Here is a 17,194-nt window from a genome sequence, read left to right on the forward strand (position 1 = left end):
GACCGCGCGTGAAGGGCCGAACCCTCGTGACGGGCCCCTCCCCGTGGACCCTCGCGTGCTGAACCCGCAGCGCTCCACGCTCACGTGGAGGAGCCAGGGTCGGGGCGGCTCTGGTCGCCGCGGTCGTCGCCACGACCGAGCTCGCGCTCCCGGCGTTCGAGGTCGGCCTCCCATTGCCGGAGGCGTTCACTCTCGGCCTTCAGCCTGAGCTCCTTCAACCGGGCGAGGAAGACGGGGTCGTCGTCGGGTGCCACTGGACGGGTGGCGCTCGCACCGGACACGGTGGGTACGCCGGCCTGGCGACCCGGTCTGCCCATCAGCAACCAACCGATCGGGCCGAGGACCGGGATGAAGAGGATGGCGAGCGCCCACACCCACCGCGGCAAGGCCCGGACCTCGTCGGCTGGACTCTGGGCGAGGTCGATGAGGCAGTAGACCACGAGGACGAGGACGACCAGGACGGGCAACACGCGGAGCACGGGAACCCCTCCCAGCGGCGTACGACGGATGTGGTCTCCGAGCGTAGTCGCCGCCGGAGGGGTCCCGCCGCTCAGCGTTCACAGCCGGTCCCACGAGTCGTCGCGGGGGCGCACACGATCTCTGGGCGCCGGCGGTCGTCAGGGACCAGGATCGTCAGAGGTCAGGATCGTCGGGTTCGGGGTTGTCAGGGGCACCGCGTCGTGGAGGTATCCGCCGCGCGCCGCTGCTTCGGGATCCGCGCAGGACCACTGCGAGCTGGCTGGTGGGAGACGGTGGTGGCGTCACCGGTCAGGTGCTCGGCCGTGGTGCCGGTGTCGCCAGACCGCATGGAACGGGACAGGCCGACCGAGCCAGCGTGGCGCGCGGCCCACCAGCGTCGGAGCTGGCGCTGGAGGCGATGCGTCCGTCGGTGCACCGCCGGGACGCTGGCGCCAGCCAGCTCGTGGGCAGCCGAGCCCTGCGACGGAGCAGGGATGCGTGGACCGGCAAGGAGTGAGCTTCCGCCCAGGTGCGGAAGCCGGCGGAGAGTGGCATACGTTGGCGAGCCAATGTGCATGTAGTGGGCGATCCCCCTCGAATCTATGATGAAACTCGCTCGACTGCCTCAAATTCTAAGGCGAAGGACGACAGTCGGCTAGCGATTTATGGGGAGGGCGGATGATCGGTGGGTCCTTGGACGACGTGGATCGGCAGTTGATCGCGCACCTTCGCAAGGACGGTCGTGCCTCGTACGCGGAGCTCGGACGGATCGTGGGGCTGTCGGGGCCGAGCGTCCTCGATCGGATCCGTCGACTGGAGGAGCGCGGGGTGCTCACCGGGTACCGCGCGCTGGTGAGGCCCTCCGCCCTCGGGCTGGGCGTCACCGCGCTGATCGGCCTCGTGCTCTCCGACAACGCCGACCAGAGTCAAGTGCTCGAGCGCTTGGAGAAGGTCTCCGACATCGAGGACTGCTGGTACGTCGCGGGCGGGGAGTCCTACATCGTCAAGGTGCGGGTCCGTGACGTCGACGCTCTCGAGGAGCTGCTGGGGCGGCTCCAGCGCATTCGCGGCATCAGCCGGACCCGGACGACGCTCGTCCTGTCGACGAAGTGGGAGGGACGGATGCCGCCGGGTGACCTCGGAGCCTTCGGCGTCGACGAGCCGACGCGGGAGCCGAAGGGCTGACCCGTCCGTCGCGACGCCAGCGTGACCTCCGTGGCGCCGACCGGGTGGGACCGGTGAGACCCCTGGCGGGCTACCGTTCCGGCATGGGTCGCCCAGTCACCCTCGTGCAGCTCGCCGACGTCGAGGCCGCCGCCGCGCGCATCGCCGGCCACGTCGTCCGGACCCAGCTCGTGCCCTGGTCCGACGGGGACCGTGACCGGCCGCTGTGGCTCAAACCGGAGAACCTCCAGGTCATCGGCGCCTTCAAGATTCGTGGCGCGGTCAACGCGGTCGCCGCGCTCGACCCGGAGGCCCGAGCCCGCGGCGTGGTCACGCACTCCTCCGGCAACCACGCCCAGGCGCTCGCGCTGGCGGCGCGCCGCCACGGCGTCAAGGCGCACGTCGTCATGCCCACGACGAGTCCGGCGGTGAAGGTTGAGGCCACACGTGCCCTCGGCGCCGACGTGACTCTCGTGCCACCCGCCGAGCGCGCCACCCGGGTCGCCGAGCTGGTCGCCGAGCACGGCTACACGTTCATCCCGCCGTTCGACCACCCTGACGTGATCGCCGGCCAGGGCACGATCGGGCTCGAGATCGTGACCGACCTCCCCGAGGTCGCGACCGTCCTCGTGCCCGTCGGGGGCGGCGGCCTCGTCGCCGGGGTCGCGACCGCGATCAAGGCCCGCGCCCCGCAGGTTCGGGTCATCGCCTGCGAGCCCGAGCTCGCCGGGGACGTCGCGGACAGCATGCGGCACGGCGAGCGCCGGGTCTGGCCGGTCGACCAGACCTATCGGACGATCGCGGACTCCCTCCGGGTCAGTGTGGGCGAGCTGACCTGGGAGCACATCCGAGCTCGGGTCGACGGCGTCCTCACCGTGTCCGAGGACGCGATTCGCGCTGCGGTCGTGGCGTTGGCGACCCGGGCTCGCCTCGTGGCGGAGCCGGGTGGAGCCGTCGCGACGGCGGCCTACCTGGAGCACCGCGCCGACCTGCCTCCGGGCCCCGTCGTGGCCGTGGTCTCCGGGGGCAACATCGACCCCGCCCTCCTGGCCTCGTTGCTCGCCGGCTGACGTACGCTGCGAAGCACTGTGCGTCAGCTGCTCGTCTACACCCTGCTGAGGCTCGTCGTGTTCGCGGCGTGCTTCGGTGTGCTGTACCTGCTGTTCGGCAGCTACGTCACGGGCTGGGCGATCGCGCTGCTGGCCCTGCTCTTCTCGTCCGGTCTGTCCCTCTTGCTCCTCAGGCGGCAGGGCGCCGAGGCGGGCCGCGTGTTGGTGGGGGCAGCGGCCGCCGTCCGCGGTCGCATCGACGCCGCCGCTCGCAAGGAGGACGTCGACTGAGCCACGCGGGTCCGCGCGTCCGTTCGGCTCCGCCGTCCGGCCTGTGGTGATCCTGCTGCGGTCCGGCTGTGCTGAGCCCGGCATGACCTGGTGAGCTTGGGTCCGTCTGGACGGTTCGGTGTGACGCGCTCTGGGGGTGCCATGGCGTGGCTGGTCTTGATCGTGTCCGGCTTCTTCGAGGCCGGCTGGGCGGTGTCGCTCAAGCTCTCCGACGGGCTGAGCAGGCTGTGGCCCACGGTGAGCTTCCTCGTGCTGACGATCGCGAGCCTGCTCGGTCTGGGCTGGGCGATGCGGTTCCTGGCGGCCGGGCCGGCCTACGCCGTCTGGACCGGGATCGGCGCGTCGGTGACGGCGATCATCGGGATCCTCTTCCTAGGGGAGAGCGTGAGCCCGCTCAAGATCGCCTCCATCCTCCTCATCATCGCCGGAGTGGTCGGCCTCAACCTCGCCGGCGGCCACTGACGCGCGCTCTCACCGTCGACCGGGCCTGGTTACGGCACGCGTCACCGGGTACCTGGTCGAGGTGACGGACGAACCTCACCGCGACCCGCAGACCACGAACCGGTGGACCAAGGAGGGTGCCACCGAAGGTGAGGACCCGCGCGAGATCGACGAGGAGCAGCTGTCCCCCGAGTACGTCCGCCGTCTCCAGGAGCACCGGCAGGTGACCCACGCCGAGCAGGAGACGGACGGCGCGATGGGGACCAGCTCGACCACGTACGACCCCACGGAGCGGGACTGACGGGCCCCAGGAGTCGGCCGGGTCGGGTTTCGGCCCGATCGGTCCGGCTGGGTGTGGCTCGGAGGTGGCCCTTCGGTGCTCCTCTGCAAGGGTCGTGACCGACAGCCTTGGCCGACCGACCGGTCCGTCGAGCACGACCGGTCCGTCGAGCACGAGCGGTCAGCTGAGCACGAGCCCGACGGTGAGCAGGACCGCGAAGGCGATCTCGGCGAGGCCGGTGTCGCGGAGGACGCCGATCAGCGCCCGTCCCTCCGCGCCTCGTAGGACCTGCCGAACGGGCCGGACGGCCAGGGGGAGCGCGAGCCAGGCCAGGAGCACCCAGACCTCCGTGGTGGCCGCGAGTACCGCGACGACGAGGTAGGCGACGCCGTGGAGCGCGGCGTAGAGGTGTCGGGTGCGGTGGTCGCCCATCACGACGGCGAGGGTGCGCTTGCCGCTCGCGGCGTCCGTCGGAATGTCGCGGAGGTTGTTGGCGACGAGGATCGCGCAGGTGAGCGCTCCGATCGCGATCGCCCCGGCGACCGCCGGCCAGGTGACCCGCGACGTCTGCACGTACGTCGTGCCGACGGTCGCGACGAGCCCGAAGAAGACGAAGACGCTGACCTCGCCCATCGCGTGGTACCCGTAGGGGCGCGAGCCGCCGGTGTAGAACCACGCCGCCGCCACCGCCGCGGCCCCGACGAGGATGAGCCACCACGCGGTGGCGAGCGCGAGGACGAGGCCGCAGAGCGCCGCGACGGCGAAGCAGGCGAACGCCGCGGTCCGGACGGCCGAGGGACTGGCGGCACCGGACGCGACGAGGCGTCGCGGCCCGACGCGGTGGTCGTCCGTCCCGCGGATGCCGTCGGAGTAGTCGTTGGCGTAGTTGCAGCCGATCTGCAGGGCGAGCGCGACGACGAGAGCGAGTGCCGCCCTCCACGCGACGAAGGAGCCGACCGAGGCGGCCGCTCCGGAGCCGACGAGGACAGGGGAGATCGAGGCGGGAAGCGTGCGCGGTCGGGCTCCTTCCAGCCACTGTGCGGGGGTCGCCACGGCTGTGGAGTGTGGCAAGCTCGCTGGCGCGACCACCGGCCGGGGTCGCCTCTTCGCACCGGACTGGTGCCAGTCCGGGGCGGAACCGTCCAGCCTGGGTCCCAGTCTGGGGCTGAAGCGAACGGTCGCGCAGCGCCACGAGCTGCTTATGCAAGGAATTTCTGTATAAGGTATGAGTATGCCGTCCACCCGGGAGGTCACCTCGGCCGACGAGCTCCGTCGCTGCTCTGACGGTGACAGCGTGGTCCTGTGGGCCGCCCAGGGCATGGCCCCGGGAGTTCGCGCGTGGCGGCGAGGTGACGCGGTCGCGGTGGCGGCACCGTTCGTGGCGTGCCGCAACCGTCTGGCCGTGCGGGGACCCGCCGACCAGGTGGCCGCTCTCGTGACCGAGGTGCTCGGGATCGTGGGACCCACCTACCGGCTCTTCGGCGACGACTCTCTCGTCACGGCCGTGGCCGAGCGAGTCCCTGATCTGAGCCACTACGGCAGCTGGGGCTGGATGGAGTTGAACGGTCCGCCGCGCCAGGCGTCCGCGGACCACGCTGGTCAGTCCCCCGATGGTCGAGGCGACGTGCGTTGGCTGGGCCAGAGCTGGGAGGGGCCCGTCGCCGAGCTGCTCGACGTCGCGTATCCCGGGTCGTGGGTGCGTCCCGGCATGTCCGCGGTCCGTCGCTGGGCAGGGGCGTTCACCGCGGACGGGGACCTCGCGGCGGTGTGCGCCGACGCGTGGGCGGCACCGGAGGTCGGCTACGTCGGCGGCGTCGCGGCCCACCCCCGCTGGCGGGGCCGGGGCTACGCCCGCGCGGTCCTTCGCTTCGCCGTCGACGCCTTGCTCGCCGAGCACGGTCGGGTGGCGCTCATGGTCGACAGCGAGAACAGCGCCGCGGTCACGTTGTACGAGCGCTGCGGCTTCCGCTGGCGGACCGTCGCCGCCGCCGGCCTCACCGCACGACGCGCGGCGTGACAGACCCGTCGAGGTGGCGCCGACCGGCCGAGCCTCGGCGGGGGACTGTCGGTGGGCGTCAGTCGGCGGCACACCTGTCGGTGGAGCGTGGCAGGCTCGCGCGGCGTGAGCCTGCAGCCCTACGACGCCGACCTGCGCGATCGCTACCTCCGCCACCTGGGCCTGAGCGACGGGCTCGGGCCGCCGTCGCCGGAGGCACTCCGAGCGCTGCAACACGCCCACCTCGACCGGGTGCCGTACGAGAACCTCGAGATCCAGCTGGGACGGCCGACGTCCATCGACCCCCGGGAGTCAGCGCAGCGGATCGTCACCGGGCGGGGCGGCTACTGCTTCCACCTCAACGGCGCGTTCGCCGCTCTCCTCGTCAGCCTCGGCTACGACGTCGTCCTCACCCGGGGTGCCGTCCCGTCCGCGGGCGACGGCACGGCGTGGGGCAACCACCTCGTGCCGCTCGTGCGGCTGGCGGAGCGGACGTGGTTGGTCGACGTGGGTCTGGGCGACGGGTTCCGTGACCCGTTCCCGCTCGAGCCAGCCGACCTGCCGCAGCCGCCGTTTCACTACCGCCTGGAACACGTCGCCGGCACGCTCTGGCGTTTCCACCACGACGCCCTGGCCTCGATCACCGGCTTCGACCTCGACGTCAGCCCGGTCGCGCTCACGGCGTTCGCCGCCAAGCACGAGGAGCTCTCGACCTCGCCGGAGTCCCCCTTCGTGCAGAAGCTGGTGGTCCAGCTCCGGCGCGCCGACCACGCGCTCACCCTGAGGGGCTGCGTACTGACCCGTGTCGACGCGACAGGGAAGGCGAGCCGCGACGTGCTCAAGCAGGACGAGTGGCTGGACCTGCTCCGGGACGAGTTCGGGCTGCGGCTGGACGACGTGGACTCGGACCAGCTCACCGCGCTGTGGTATCGGGTCCGGGCCGCGCACGAGGCGTGGGAGCGCGCGGGACGCCCCTGACCGAGGCGTCCACCAGGCGAGCGCAGACCGACAGGCGAGCGCAGACCGACAGGCGAACGGACACCGACGAGGGACAGGCGCCGGGTGAGGGAGGGCTCCTGTGGCGTCGGGCCGCGCGACGACGCAGTCCCGGGATCAAGGCCCGGGATCAAGGGCTAACCGCGTGGCGGCTGGTGCGGCCAGCCGATCCCGCCGCCCGCGCGAGCGCCGAGCGGTCGAGCTTGCCCGACGGCAGCATGGGGAGGGAGTCCACCACGACGACCTCGCGTGGCGCCCAGGCTCGGGGGTGGGTCGCGGCGACGTGGTCTCGCAGGTCGGCGAGAGCGGGCGGTCGCGCGCCGGGCCGCAGCACGACGTACGCGACCACCTTGCTGCCCCACTCCGGGTCCTCGACACCGACCGCACCCGCCTCGGCCACGCCGGGATACGACGCGACCGCTCGCTCCACCGCCTGGAGCGGGACGTTGACGCCGCCGGAGATCACGACGTCATCGAGCCGACCGAGGATCTCCAGCCCACCGTCGGGACGCAGCCGCCCCAGGTCGTTGGTGAGGTGGTGGCCGTCGACCAGCGCCGCGGCGGTCAGGTCCGGGCGGAGCCGGTAGCCCGCGAACACCACGGGACCGCCGATGCGGACCCGGCCCACGCCCTGCTCGTCGGCGCTGTCGACGTGCACGGTCACCCCGCCCAAGGGCCAGCCGTCGTAGACGCATCCGCCGCACGTCTCCGTCATGCCGTACGTCGTGACCACGCGGACGCCGGCCTGGCGAGCCCGTGTCACCAGCGCGGGCGGGCATCCCGCGCCGCCCACCAGCACGGCGTCGTAGGCCGCCAGCGCGGCCACGACGGCGGGTCCCGCGTCGAGCAGGCGCACCAGCTGGGTGGGGACGAGCGCGGTGTAGCGGCGGCGGACGCCCGGGGTCGCGACGAGTCGCTCGGTCGCGACCCGGAACGCCTCGGCGTCGAACCGACCCACCACCGGCACCGGCGTGGTCCCCGCGACCAGGGACCGAACGACGATCTGGAGGCCGGCGACGCGTGTCGGCGGGAGCGCGAGCGTCCAGTGTCCGGGACCTCCGAGTCGGTCGAGCGTCGCCCGCGCGGAGTGCAGCAGCGCCGTGGCGGGAAGCAGGGCCGCCTTGGGTTCGCCGGTCGAGCCGGAGGTGGCGACGACGGCCGCCACGTCGTCCCGTTCCAGCGGCAGGTCGACCCGCAGCGTGCTCACCAGCCGCTCCCGCTCGGGGCTGGCGTCGAGAAGCGCGAGGGCCGGGCCGGATCCGTCGAGGGCGGCGCCCAGCGAGGCGAGGAGCCGCTCGACCGCGCGGTCAGCTCCAGCTGGGTCGTCGGGGATGCGGTCGGTTTCGGCCAGGGCCAGCCGGCGGCTCGCGAGCGAACGCACGGGACTAGGCTACGGGGCCAATCCCCCGTGACGGTGTGTCGCGGACGTCCCATGAGCGGGCCAGGACGGACACCTGGCCGCTGGAGCACGTCTGGTCACGACAAGCTGGCCAGCAGAGACGGAGGGTGTGACCATGATCATCGGCGGGGGCGAGTCTCCGCACGTCTTCGCGATGGCCATGCGCACCCGGTTTCGCGGGATCCGGGTTCGTGAGGGGATCCTGGTCCGGGGTCCGGCCGGTTGGGCGGAGTTCAGCCCGTTCTGGGACTACAAGCCGGTCGACTGTGTCCCGTGGTTGCGGGCGGCGCGCGAGGCGGCCTACGACGTCTGGCCCACGCCGGTGCGCGACACCGTGCCGGTCAACTGCGTCGTTCCCGCGGTCGGTCCGGAGGAGGCGAAACGCGTCGTCGCCGAGAGCGACGGCTGCCGTACCGCCAAAGTCAAGGTCGCTGAGCGTGGCCAGACCGAGGCGGACGACCTCGCGAGGGTCGCCGCGGTCCGCGACGCCCTGGGACCGGACGGTCACGTCCGCGTCGACGCCAACGGCGCCTGGGACGTCGAGACCGCGGTCCGGATGATCGGCCTGTTGGACAAGGAGGCGGGCGGGCTCGAGTACGTCGAGCAGCCGTGCGCCACCGTCGAGGAGCTGGCGCAGGTACGCCGCAAGGTGGACGTGCCCATCGCCGCCGACGAGTCGATCCGCCGCGCCGAGGACCCCTACCGCGTGGCCCGGCTCGAGGCCGCGGACATCGCCGTGCTCAAGGTGCAGCCGCTGGGTGGGGTCTGGCCAGCGCTGCGCATCGCCGAGCAGATCGGCCTACCCGTCGTGGTGTCGAGCGCGCTGGAGACCTCGGTGGGCCTGGCCGCGGGCGTCGCGCTGGCAGCCGCCCTGCCGGAGCTGCCGTACGCCTGCGGCCTCGGGACCATCACCATGCTCGACGCCGACGTGGTGACCCACTCCCTCGTCCCGCGGAACGGCGTCCTGCCGGTCGTTCGACCCGAACCCGATCCGGAGCTGCTGGCGTCCGTCGCCGCTGACGAAGCCACGACCGCACGCTGGGTGGAGCGACTGGCGCAGGTGGAGCAAGCGGTATGAATCCCTCCACGGCACTCGCGCAGGTCTTCGTCGACGAGATGTGGCGAAACGGCGTGCGCGAGGCCGTGCTCGCCCCCGGCTCTCGCAGCGCGCCGTTGGCCTTCGCGCTCCACGCCTCCGACGCGCAGGGGCGGATCCGGCTGCACGTCCGGATAGACGAGCGCGCCGCCGGCTTCCTCGCCCTCGGGCTCGCCAAGGCGAGTCGACGTCCGGTTCCTGTCGTGTGCACGTCGGGTACGGCCGCGGCCAACCTGCACCCGGCGGTCCTGGAGGCCCACCACGCCGGGGTCCCCTTGGTCGTCCTCACCGCGGACCGGCCGCCGGAGCTGCGGGGCGTCGGCGCGAACCAGACCACCGACCAGCTCAAGCTGTACGGCACCGCGGTCCGCATGTTCCACGAGGTGGGGGCGCCGGAGCGGCGGGCCGGGCAGAACGCCTACTGGCGGGAGCTCATCGGGCGCGCGCTCGCGATCGCTCGTGGGTTCCGGGACCGCGACCCCGGACCGGTGCACCTCAACGTGGCGTTCCGGGAGCCGTTGGTCCCCGACGTCGGCGACACCGGCGAGGACTGGCCGGAGTCGTTGGAGGGGCGGCCCAACGGTGCGCGGTGGACCCGCATCGAACGCGCCACGACCGACCGCATCTCCTGGTTGGACCCGGGGCCGCGGACGATCGTCGTCGCGGGCGACGGCGCTGACGTCCAGGCCCGGTGGCTGGCCGAGACCGCCGGGTGGCCGTTGCTGGCGGAGCCGTCGAGTGGTGCGCGGTCCGGTCCGAACGCGCTCGGACCCTACCGGCTGATTCTGGCCAGTGACAGCGACCTGGTCCGCCAGGTCGAACGAGTCGTGGTCTATGGATGGCCGACCCTGTCCCGCCCCGTCACCCAGCTGCTCAGTCGCGACGACGTCGAGGTGGTCGTGGTGTCGCGACGCCCCGCCTGGTCCGACCCCGGGCATCGGGCGTACCGGGTCAGTGGCGCGGTGGCCCTCGAGGGGACCGTCGACGGCGCCGGACGAAGGGAACCGGACGAGTGGCTGTCGGCCTGGCTCGAGGCGGACCAGCGCGCTCGGGCGGCGGTACGGAAGGTGCTCGCTGAGGAGCCGGAACTGACCGGCCCGCTCGTCGCGCGGGAGGTCGCCGCGGCGGTGCCGGGAGGCGGCCTCCTCGTGGCTGGCTCCTCCAACGCGATCCGCGATCTCGACCTGGCCGCCGACCCGTGGACCAACCGGCTCGTCGACGAGAGCGGGCGGATCGACCCCCGCGACCACCGGCGGGTGCTCGCCAACCGAGGGTTGGCCGGCATCGACGGCACGCTGTCGACGGCGATCGGCGCCGCGCTCGTCCACCGCACGGGACCGGCGTTCGCGCTGGTCGGCGACCTGGCGTTCCTCCACGACTCCAACGCGCTCGTGCGCGGGGCCTACGAAGCTCGGCCGGACCTCACCATCGTCGTCGTGAACGACGACGGCGGCGGCATCTTCACCACGCTGGAGCAGGGCGCGCCCGCCTACGAGGACGTGTTCGACCGGCTCTTCGGGACACCGCACGGCGTGGACATCGGAACGCTGGCGGCGGCCACGCGGACGCCGTACACGTTGGTCCGCACCCGGCAGGAGCTGCGCGCGGCACTGTCCCGCTCCCGCGGGCTGCGGGTGGTGGAGGTGCGCACCGACCGGTCACGGCTGCGGGAGCTGCACGAGCGTCTGCGCGCGGCCGTCGCGGACGCGGTCGTGGGCTGAGCGCGTCCGGCGGGTGGTGACGTCGCCGACTCGTCCTCGCAGTGGCGCCGTCCGAACGCGGCGAACCACTGGTGGCGAATTCGCTTGGCGGCGTCGTCGCCCGCTGGCATGCTCGCCGGCATGCGCTGCGAGATCACCTCGGACCCGGGCGAGTTCTGGGCGACGACCGCGGACTTCCTGCTCACCGATCCGGTGCTCAACAACGTCATCCTCGTCAACGTGGACGCGCGGCGGTCGGGGACCATCACCGATCCCGCCCCGGCGAGCTACCTGACGGTCCGGGACGGCTCCGGCGCGGTGGTCGGCGCGGCGATGCGGACGCCGCCGTATCCGGTCTACGTCTCCCGGCTGCCCGCGGCGGCGATCGAGCCCGTGCTCGACGCCTTGCTGGAGGCCTGCCCCGACGCCGCGGGACTCACCGGGACGGTGGCGGAGGCGGACGCGCTCGCGCCCGCGTGGGGTCGGCGCACCGGTCGACCGGTCGAGGTGGAGATGGACGGCCGGATCTACCGACTCGACGAGGTGACCCCGCCCGCGCGAGTGTCCGGCACGATGCGCCGGGCGGGACCCGCCGACCTGGACCTGCTCCTGGCCTGGACGGTGGCGTTCCATCGCGAGGCCACCCCTCCGGCCGCTCGCGAGGCTGGGCCCGAGCCGATCGAGATGTGGCGTCGAGAGCTGGAGCGGAAGGTGGCCGAGGGGCGCGTCTTCCTCTGGGACGACGCCGGCCCGGTCTCCTACGCCGGTACGAGCCGGCCGGTTGCCGACGTCGTGCGGGTCGCCCCGGTGTACACCCCGCCCGAGCACCGCCGGCGAGGGTACGCCAGCGCGCTGGTCGCGGCCGTCAGTCAAGCAGCCCTTGACGAGGGCGCGGTCGCCACCATGCTCTACACGGACCTGGCCAACCCGACGTCGAACAAGATCTACGCCGCCGTGGGCTACCGGCCGGTCGCCGACGTGCGGACGTATCGTTTCGGGCGTCCCGCGACCGACGCGATCCCGCCAAGCCAGAACCGCGCCAGCTGAGAATCCCTCGACAGGTATCGGCGACGCAATCCGGGATTCACGACAGGTCCCGATCCGCGGCACGCCGCCGGGCAGCGGACGTTCGTGCCGGTCGTGGGCGTCGGCTGCGTTCCGCCCGAGTTGACGCCGTTCCTCTGGTCGACGTGTTCCTCCGTCAACGGTCCTCAGTCGACGCTGCTGGTGGTGCCTCGGTGCCGTCGTCTCCACGCGCTCCGTGTCCGGCTCGCCCGATTTCGGGAGTGACGACGGGTCGTCGAGCCACGATTTCTCCCGGTAACCGGCCGGATCGCACCGTAGTGTCTGTCTGAGAGGCAGCACAGCGGGAGGCTCAGCGATGCACATGCCGGACGTCGGCGGCGCCGTTCACGACGTCGCCCAGACCGTCAAGCCGAAGATGCGGGGATGGCTGCACGCCGGCACTTTCCCGCTCGCCGTGGTGGCGGGGATCGTCATCGTGACCTTGGCACCCACACCGCGGGCGCGGATCAGCACCGCGATCTTCGCGGTGACGGCGGCCCTGCTGTTCGGCGTGAGCGCGCTCTACCACCAGGGTCGCTGGTCGCCACGAACCGTCGCGTTCCTCCGTCGGCTCGACCACGCCAACATCTTCTTGATCATCGCGGGCACCTACACGCCGTTCACCATGCTGCTGTTGGACGGGGCCCGGGCCCGGGTGCTGCTCACGCTGGTCTGGGTCGGAGCGTTGCTCGGCGTGGCGTTCCGGGTGCTGTGGCTGGGAGCGCCACGCTGGCTGTACGTGCCCGTGTACGTCGCGCTGGGATGGGCGGCGGCGTTCTGGCTGCCGGACTTCCTCGCCCGGGGCAACGTCACGATCGTGACGCTGATCGTCGTGGGCGGGTTGTTCTACTCGATCGGCGCCCTCATCTACGCGATCAGGAAACCCAATCCGTCGCCGCGGTGGTTCGGCTTCCACGAGGTGTTCCACGCCTGCACGATCCTGGCCTTCATGTCCCACCTCGCGGGGGTCGTCCTGACGGTGACCGCCGTCGCGGCCTGACAAGACGTCCTGGCCGCCGGCTCACCTAACGCCCGCGACTGGCGCCCAGCGTCGGCGAGAGGCCCGGGTCCCCGAGGAGCTCGGGGTCCGCGAGAGCTCAGGGGCTGAGCGCGTCCCTGATCGGGACCAGCTTGGCCTGGGCCTCGGCCAGCTCCGCCTCGGGGATCGAGTCGGCCACGATCCCGCAGCCGGCGAACAACCGCAGCCGCGTCGGGTCGTGGTCGTCGACCTGGGCGCAGCGCAGCGCGATGCCCCACTCGCCGTTGCCGGCGGCGTCGATCCAGCCGACGGGTCCGGCGTACCGACCGCGGTCCATCCGCTCCAGCTCACCGATCACCTGCAGCGCGACGGAGGTCGGCGTGCCACACACGGCGGCGGACGGGTGCAGCGCCGCGGCCAGCTCCAGGGACGTCGAGGAGTCCTTCAGCACCCCAGCGAGATCGGTCGCCAGGTGCATGACGTTGGGCAGGTGGAGGACGAACGGAGACTCCGGGACGTTGATGCTGGAGCAGTGCGGGGCGAGTGCCTCCGCGACCGACCGGACGGCGTACTCGTGCTCCTCGAGGTCCTTGCTGGAGCGGGCGAGCGAGGCGGCCAAGGCCAGGTCGTGCGCGTCGTCATCGCTGCGGCGGATCGTGCCGGCGAGGACCCGTGAGGTGACCAGGCCGTTCTCCAGGCGGACGAGCATCTCGGGCGTCGCGCCGAACAGGCCACGCACGGCGTAGGTCCAGCACACCGGATACCGCTCGGCCAGCCGCCGCAACGGCCAGCGCAGGTCGATCGGCGCCTTCGCGACCGCGAGCAGGTCTCGGGCCAAGACGACCTTGTCGAGCTGACCGGCTTGGATCCGTCGAACCGCTTCGGCGACGGCGGCCGACCACCCGGCACCGGTGAGAGCGCCGTCGGCGAAGGTGACGCCTCGCGGCGGGCACGGCGGGGTCGTCGCCCGGAGCCGGCCCAGCGCGGACGTGCTCGGAAGTGACGGCTCCGCGGAGACCGTGGTGACCCAGGTCCGCCCGGCACGGCGTCCCACCACCACTTCAGGCACGACGAGTGTCGAGTGACCAGGCACGTCGGCGAAGGCGAAGGAGCCGAACGCCACGAGCCCGGTTCCAGGCTCCTGGATGTCATCCCGCACCGCCGCCGCGGCGGTGAGCTGCGACCACCAGCGGCTGGCGATGGCGAACCGGTCGGGTCCGGCGACCTCGAGGCGAGCGGCCTCACCGTGGCCGACGAATCCCTCGCCTCGACGAATCCACGCGGTCGGGTTGTGGACGGCGAGGAGGGCGAGGAGGTCGGGTTCGTCTGGGACCTGGGTTGTCCGGGCCACCAGACGGGGAACCCGGTCCGCGAGGTCGTCGCGGATGGCTGATTCCGTCACGACACCCCAGGGTAGGGGGCGAGGGCTGTGGGGTCGGTCGCTGTGTCCGGCCCGGGCGTGAGAGGTTGGACACGTGCCTCGTGCGTCTTTGGCGAAGTCCCCTCACGACGTGGCGGCGATGTTCGACGGCATCGCCGACCGCTACGACCTCACCAACGACCTGCTGTCCCTTGGCCAGGATCGGCTGTGGCGCCGTGCGGTCGTCCGCGCGGTGGATCCGAGACCGGGGGAGCGGGTGCTCGATCTGGCCGCTGGCACTGGGACGTCGACGCAGCCGCTGACCAGGACCGGCGCCTTCGTCGTGCCGTGCGACTTCTCCTTGGGCATGGCGCGCGTGGGCAAGCGCACCCGGCCGTGGCTTCCCTTCGTGGCCGGCGACGCGCTGCGACTGCCGTTTTCGGACGCCAGCTTCGACGCCGTCACCATGTCGTTCGGTCTGCGGAACGTCGTCGACGTCCACGGCGCGCTCGTCGAGCTACGGCGGGTGACCCGACCGGGTGGGCGGATCGTCATTTGCGAGTTCAGCCACCCGGTGTGGCGGCCGTTTCGGGCGGTCTACGAGCGCTACCTCGCCCGCGTGGTGCCCGCGATCGCCCGACGCGTGGCGTCGGACCCGGAGTCGTACGTCTACCTTGCGGAGTCCATCCAGGCCTGGCCGACGCAGGCGGAGCTGGCGGCGATGATGGCGGCGGCCGGTTGGGAGGCGCTGGAGTGGCGCAACCTCAGCGCCGGGATCGTGGCTCTGCACCGCGGGCGACGTCCGTAGGAAACACCATGTCCCGTGGTGTCCTCGTCCGACCGTTTCGCGGCCGATCGGCGTCCCAGCGGAGGTTTTTCGCAAAGGGAAAGTGCCGAAATTCGTGGGATCTCGGCGGTGCGGGGGGTTGCGTTCAGCGCGACGAGTACCCCGTAGACTGGCTTCGACGCGGATTCGTGAAGAGATTCACAAGTTCGCTCACGGGGGCGACAAGGGGTCCGGACATCTCTCACCCAGGCGCGAGGATCGATGAGCCGCAGCACCACTGACTTCGACGCGGACGTCATCGTCGTCGGTGCGGGTCCCGCTGGCTCCACGGCGGCCTACCACCTCGCGCGTACCGGCCTTGACGTGCTGCTCTTCGAGAAGACCGCGTTCCCGAGGGAGAAGGTCTGTGGTGACGGGTTGACCCCGCGCGCGGTCAAGCAGCTCGCTCGGATGGGAATCGACACCTCGCCGGAGCAGGGTTGGCTCCGCAACCGCGGTCTGCGCATCTTCGGCGGGGGCATGCGGCTCGAGCTGCCGTGGCCGGAACTGGTCGAGTTCCCGCCGTACGGCTTGGTCCGAAAGCGCATCGATTTCGACGAGCTCCTCGCTCGGCACGCCCAGAAGGCCGGTGCACGTCTCCACGAGCGGACCACGGTGACCGGACCGGTCCTCGACGAGCGCACCGGACGCGTCGTCGGTGTTCGCGTCCGACCGACCGTCCGCGCGACCACGGCTGAGACGGTGGCGGAGACCACGACCACGGCCGGGACCGGGACGACGAGCGAGGAGCCGGGCGTCGAGCCCGAGCGCGCCGGTGACGGAACGCCGGCCGGCGACCGTGCGTCGAGCGAGGTCGTCTACCGTGCCCCGATCGTCGTCGCCGCCGACGGCAACTCCTCGCGACTGTCGGTGGCGGTCGGCCGGCAGCGTCTGGAGAACCGCCCGATGGGTGTCGCGGTCCGGACGTACTTCACCAGCCCCAGGCACGACGACGACTGGCTGGAGTCGTGGCTGGAGCTGTGGGACGGTCCGCCGGGCCGCAGCAACCTGCTGCCGGGTTACGGCTGGGTCTTCGGCATGGGCGACGGCACCAGCAACGTCGGGCTCGGGTTGCTCAACACCAGCCGCGGCTTCCGCAACACCGACTACCGCGAGCTGCTGCGGGCGTGGCTGTCCGGGATGCCCAAGGAATGGGGCTTCACCGAGGAGAACCAGGTCGGGCCGGTGCGTGGCGCGGCCCTGCCGATGGGGTTCAACCGCAAACCCCACTACGCTTCGGGGCTGCTGCTCGTCGGCGACGCCGGCGGCATGGTGAACCCCTTCAACGGCGAAGGGATCGCCTACGCCATGGAGTCGGCGGAGCTGGCCGCTGACGTGATCACCCAGGCGCTGACCCGCCCCGCTGGCCCGGCTCGCGAACGCGTCCTCGCGGCCTACCCGAGGGCGCTGCGGGAGCGGTACGGCGGCTACTACACGCTCGGCCGGATCTTCGTGAAGCTGATCGGAAACCCGCAGGTGATGAAGGTGGCGACCAGGCACGGACTGCCACGTCCGCTGCTGATGCGCTTCACGCTCAAGCTGCTGGCGAACCTCACCGACCCGCGCGGAGGTGATGCCATGGACCGCCTCATCAACGCGATGTGCAAGGTCACCCCGGCGGCGTGAGGAGGGGGAGTCCTAGGATGTCGAGCTTGCCTGCGCTGGTCGCGCGCTGGAGCGTGTCGAGGAAAGGGAGCGGGTCGGCGTGAACCTCTATGTGCCGATTCTGGCGCTGCTTCTGCTAGGCGGGGGCTTCGCCGTGATCTCGGTCCTGGCCGGGGCCCTCATGGGACCGAAGCGCTACAACCGGGCGAAGGTCGAGTCCTACGAGTGTGGAATCGAGCCCACACCGCAGCCGCCCGGTGGTGGACGCTTCCCCGTGAAGTACTACATCACGGCGATGCTCTTCATCATCTTCGACATCGAGATCATCTTCTTGTACCCCTGGGCCGTCGCCTTCGACCAGATGGCGATGTTCGGCCTGGTCGAGATGGTGCTGTTCATCCTGACGGTGTTCGTGGCCTACGCCTACGTCTGGCGGCGAGGAGGCCTCGAATGGGAGTGACCGTGCCGCGCGAGGGCCGAACCACTCG

The 17,194-nt window shown here is 71.9% G+C and carries 18 protein-coding genes; 14 read left to right on the forward strand and 4 right to left on the reverse strand.

The features are described from left to right. Positions 1–80: 80 nt before the first annotated feature. Positions 81–479: a PLDc N-terminal domain-containing protein gene (locus DFJ64_RS12535; RefSeq protein ID WP_211310599.1), complete on the reverse strand. Its 399-nt coding sequence runs from the start codon at positions 477–479 to the stop codon at positions 81–83. A 658-nt stretch (positions 480–1,137) separates the two neighbouring features. On the opposite strand from DFJ64_RS12535, the gene DFJ64_RS12545 reads away from it, so the two are divergent. From DFJ64_RS12545 to DFJ64_RS12565, 5 genes are all read left to right on the forward strand, one after another. Further along, positions 1,138–1,644 (forward strand): Lrp/AsnC family transcriptional regulator, encoded by a 507-nt coding sequence (locus DFJ64_RS12545; protein WP_245941099.1) that lies wholly within the window; start codon positions 1,138–1,140, stop codon positions 1,642–1,644. 83 nt (positions 1,645–1,727) lie between these two features. Next, complete coding sequence (locus tag DFJ64_RS12550) at positions 1,728–2,693, forward strand: threonine ammonia-lyase (protein WP_115850618.1); 966 nt, start codon at positions 1,728–1,730, stop codon at positions 2,691–2,693. An 18-nt stretch (positions 2,694–2,711) separates the two neighbouring features. Further along, positions 2,712–2,963, forward strand: a complete 252-nt coding sequence (locus DFJ64_RS12555) for a DUF4229 domain-containing protein (protein ID WP_211310600.1) — start codon at positions 2,712–2,714, stop codon at positions 2,961–2,963. Positions 2,964–3,104: 141 nt separating this feature from the next. Further along, entirely contained in the window at positions 3,105–3,425 is a 321-nt protein-coding gene (locus DFJ64_RS12560; protein ID WP_115850620.1) for a DMT family transporter, read from the forward strand. Between the two features lie 61 nt (positions 3,426–3,486). Further along, the gene (locus DFJ64_RS12565; RefSeq protein WP_115850621.1) at positions 3,487–3,705 is read left to right on the forward strand and encodes a hypothetical protein; all 219 of its coding nucleotides are present in this window, start codon (positions 3,487–3,489) and stop codon (positions 3,703–3,705) included. Between the two features lie 159 nt (positions 3,706–3,864). Here DFJ64_RS12565 and DFJ64_RS12570 read toward each other — a convergent pair whose 3' ends face one another. Further along, positions 3,865–4,737, reverse strand: coding sequence for a 1,4-dihydroxy-2-naphthoate polyprenyltransferase (locus tag DFJ64_RS12570; RefSeq protein WP_115850622.1), 873 nt, complete (start codon positions 4,735–4,737; stop codon positions 3,865–3,867). Positions 4,738–4,909: 172 nt separating this feature from the next. Between DFJ64_RS12570 and DFJ64_RS12575 the strand changes: the two genes are divergently transcribed. Further along, a complete protein-coding gene (locus DFJ64_RS12575; RefSeq protein WP_245941100.1) occupies positions 4,910–5,701 on the forward strand; it encodes a GNAT family N-acetyltransferase in 792 nt (263 codons plus the stop codon). A 105-nt stretch (positions 5,702–5,806) separates the two neighbouring features. Next, entirely contained in the window at positions 5,807–6,658 is an 852-nt protein-coding gene (locus tag DFJ64_RS12580) for an arylamine N-acetyltransferase family protein (protein WP_170152599.1), read from the forward strand. 148 nt (positions 6,659–6,806) lie between these two features. On the opposite strand, the gene DFJ64_RS12585 is transcribed toward DFJ64_RS12580, so the two are convergent. Next, positions 6,807–8,057 carry an AMP-binding protein gene (locus DFJ64_RS12585; RefSeq protein WP_245941101.1) on the reverse strand — a complete coding sequence of 417 codons (1,251 nt, stop codon included), beginning with the start codon at positions 8,055–8,057 and terminating at the stop codon, positions 6,807–6,809. A gap of 133 nt (positions 8,058–8,190) precedes the next feature. Here DFJ64_RS12585 and DFJ64_RS12590 point away from each other — a divergent pair, with 133 nt between their 5' ends. The 4 genes from DFJ64_RS12590 to trhA all read left to right on the forward strand — a co-directional run bounded on the left by DFJ64_RS12590 (position 8,191) and on the right by trhA (position 12,936). Continuing rightward, entirely contained in the window at positions 8,191–9,153 is a 963-nt protein-coding gene (locus tag DFJ64_RS12590) for an o-succinylbenzoate synthase (protein ID WP_115852051.1), read from the forward strand. Further along, positions 9,150–10,892 carry a 2-succinyl-5-enolpyruvyl-6-hydroxy-3-cyclohexene-1-carboxylic-acid synthase gene (gene menD / locus DFJ64_RS12595; protein ID WP_115850625.1) on the forward strand — a complete coding sequence of 581 codons (1,743 nt, stop codon included), beginning with the start codon at positions 9,150–9,152 and terminating at the stop codon, positions 10,890–10,892. Before DFJ64_RS12590 ends, menD begins: the two co-directional genes overlap by 4 nt. Before the next feature lie 120 nt (positions 10,893–11,012). Next, on the forward strand, positions 11,013–11,918 hold the full coding sequence (locus tag DFJ64_RS12600) for a GNAT family N-acetyltransferase (protein ID WP_170152600.1): 906 nt from the start codon (positions 11,013–11,015) through the stop codon (positions 11,916–11,918). A gap of 334 nt (positions 11,919–12,252) precedes the next feature. Further along, the gene (gene trhA / locus DFJ64_RS12605) at positions 12,253–12,936 is read left to right on the forward strand and encodes a PAQR family membrane homeostasis protein TrhA (protein ID WP_115850627.1); all 684 of its coding nucleotides are present in this window, start codon (positions 12,253–12,255) and stop codon (positions 12,934–12,936) included. Between the two features lie 97 nt (positions 12,937–13,033). Here trhA and DFJ64_RS12610 read toward each other — a convergent pair whose 3' ends face one another. Beyond that, the gene (locus DFJ64_RS12610; RefSeq protein ID WP_115850628.1) at positions 13,034–14,317 is read right to left on the reverse strand and encodes an isochorismate synthase; all 1,284 of its coding nucleotides are present in this window, start codon (positions 14,315–14,317) and stop codon (positions 13,034–13,036) included. 73 nt (positions 14,318–14,390) lie between these two features. Between DFJ64_RS12610 and DFJ64_RS12615 the strand changes: the two genes are divergently transcribed. From DFJ64_RS12615 to DFJ64_RS12625, 3 genes are all read left to right on the forward strand, one after another. Continuing rightward, positions 14,391–15,083: a demethylmenaquinone methyltransferase gene (locus DFJ64_RS12615; protein ID WP_115850629.1), complete on the forward strand. Its 693-nt coding sequence runs from the start codon at positions 14,391–14,393 to the stop codon at positions 15,081–15,083. Between the two features lie 240 nt (positions 15,084–15,323). After that, positions 15,324–16,727: a geranylgeranyl reductase family protein gene (locus DFJ64_RS12620; RefSeq protein ID WP_115850630.1), complete on the forward strand. Its 1,404-nt coding sequence runs from the start codon at positions 15,324–15,326 to the stop codon at positions 16,725–16,727. A gap of 79 nt (positions 16,728–16,806) precedes the next feature. After that, positions 16,807–17,166 carry an NADH-quinone oxidoreductase subunit A gene (locus DFJ64_RS12625; protein ID WP_115850631.1) on the forward strand — a complete coding sequence of 120 codons (360 nt, stop codon included), beginning with the start codon at positions 16,807–16,809 and terminating at the stop codon, positions 17,164–17,166. The last annotated feature ends 28 nt before the right edge of the window (positions 17,167–17,194 follow it).

Origin of the sequence: Thermasporomyces composti (genome assembly GCF_003386795.1) — a bacterium.
GTDB lineage: Bacteria > Actinomycetota > Actinomycetes > Propionibacteriales > Actinopolymorphaceae > Thermasporomyces > Thermasporomyces composti.

What these genes read in the sequence shown, in the direction of transcription:
- DFJ64_RS12560 (WP_115850620.1), top strand. Translation starts at nt 3,105, where the DNA reads ATGGCGTGGCTGGTCTTGATCGTGTCCGGCTTCTTCGAGGCCGGCTGG.
- DFJ64_RS12600 (WP_170152600.1), top strand. Translation starts at nt 11,013, where the DNA reads ATGCGCTGCGAGATCACCTCGGACCCGGGCGAGTTCTGGGCGACGACC.
- menD (WP_115850625.1), top strand. Translation starts at nt 9,150, where the DNA reads ATGAATCCCTCCACGGCACTCGCGCAGGTCTTCGTCGACGAGATGTGG.
- DFJ64_RS12545 (WP_245941099.1), top strand. Translation starts at nt 1,138, where the DNA reads ATGATCGGTGGGTCCTTGGACGACGTGGATCGGCAGTTGATCGCGCAC.
- DFJ64_RS12575 (WP_245941100.1), top strand. Translation starts at nt 4,910, where the DNA reads ATGAGTATGCCGTCCACCCGGGAGGTCACCTCGGCCGACGAGCTCCGT.
- trhA (WP_115850627.1), top strand. Translation starts at nt 12,253, where the DNA reads ATGCACATGCCGGACGTCGGCGGCGCCGTTCACGACGTCGCCCAGACC.
- DFJ64_RS12550 (WP_115850618.1), top strand. Translation starts at nt 1,728, where the DNA reads ATGGGTCGCCCAGTCACCCTCGTGCAGCTCGCCGACGTCGAGGCCGCC.
- DFJ64_RS12590 (WP_115852051.1), top strand. Translation starts at nt 8,191, where the DNA reads ATGATCATCGGCGGGGGCGAGTCTCCGCACGTCTTCGCGATGGCCATG.
- DFJ64_RS12620 (WP_115850630.1), top strand. Translation starts at nt 15,324, where the DNA reads ATGAGCCGCAGCACCACTGACTTCGACGCGGACGTCATCGTCGTCGGT.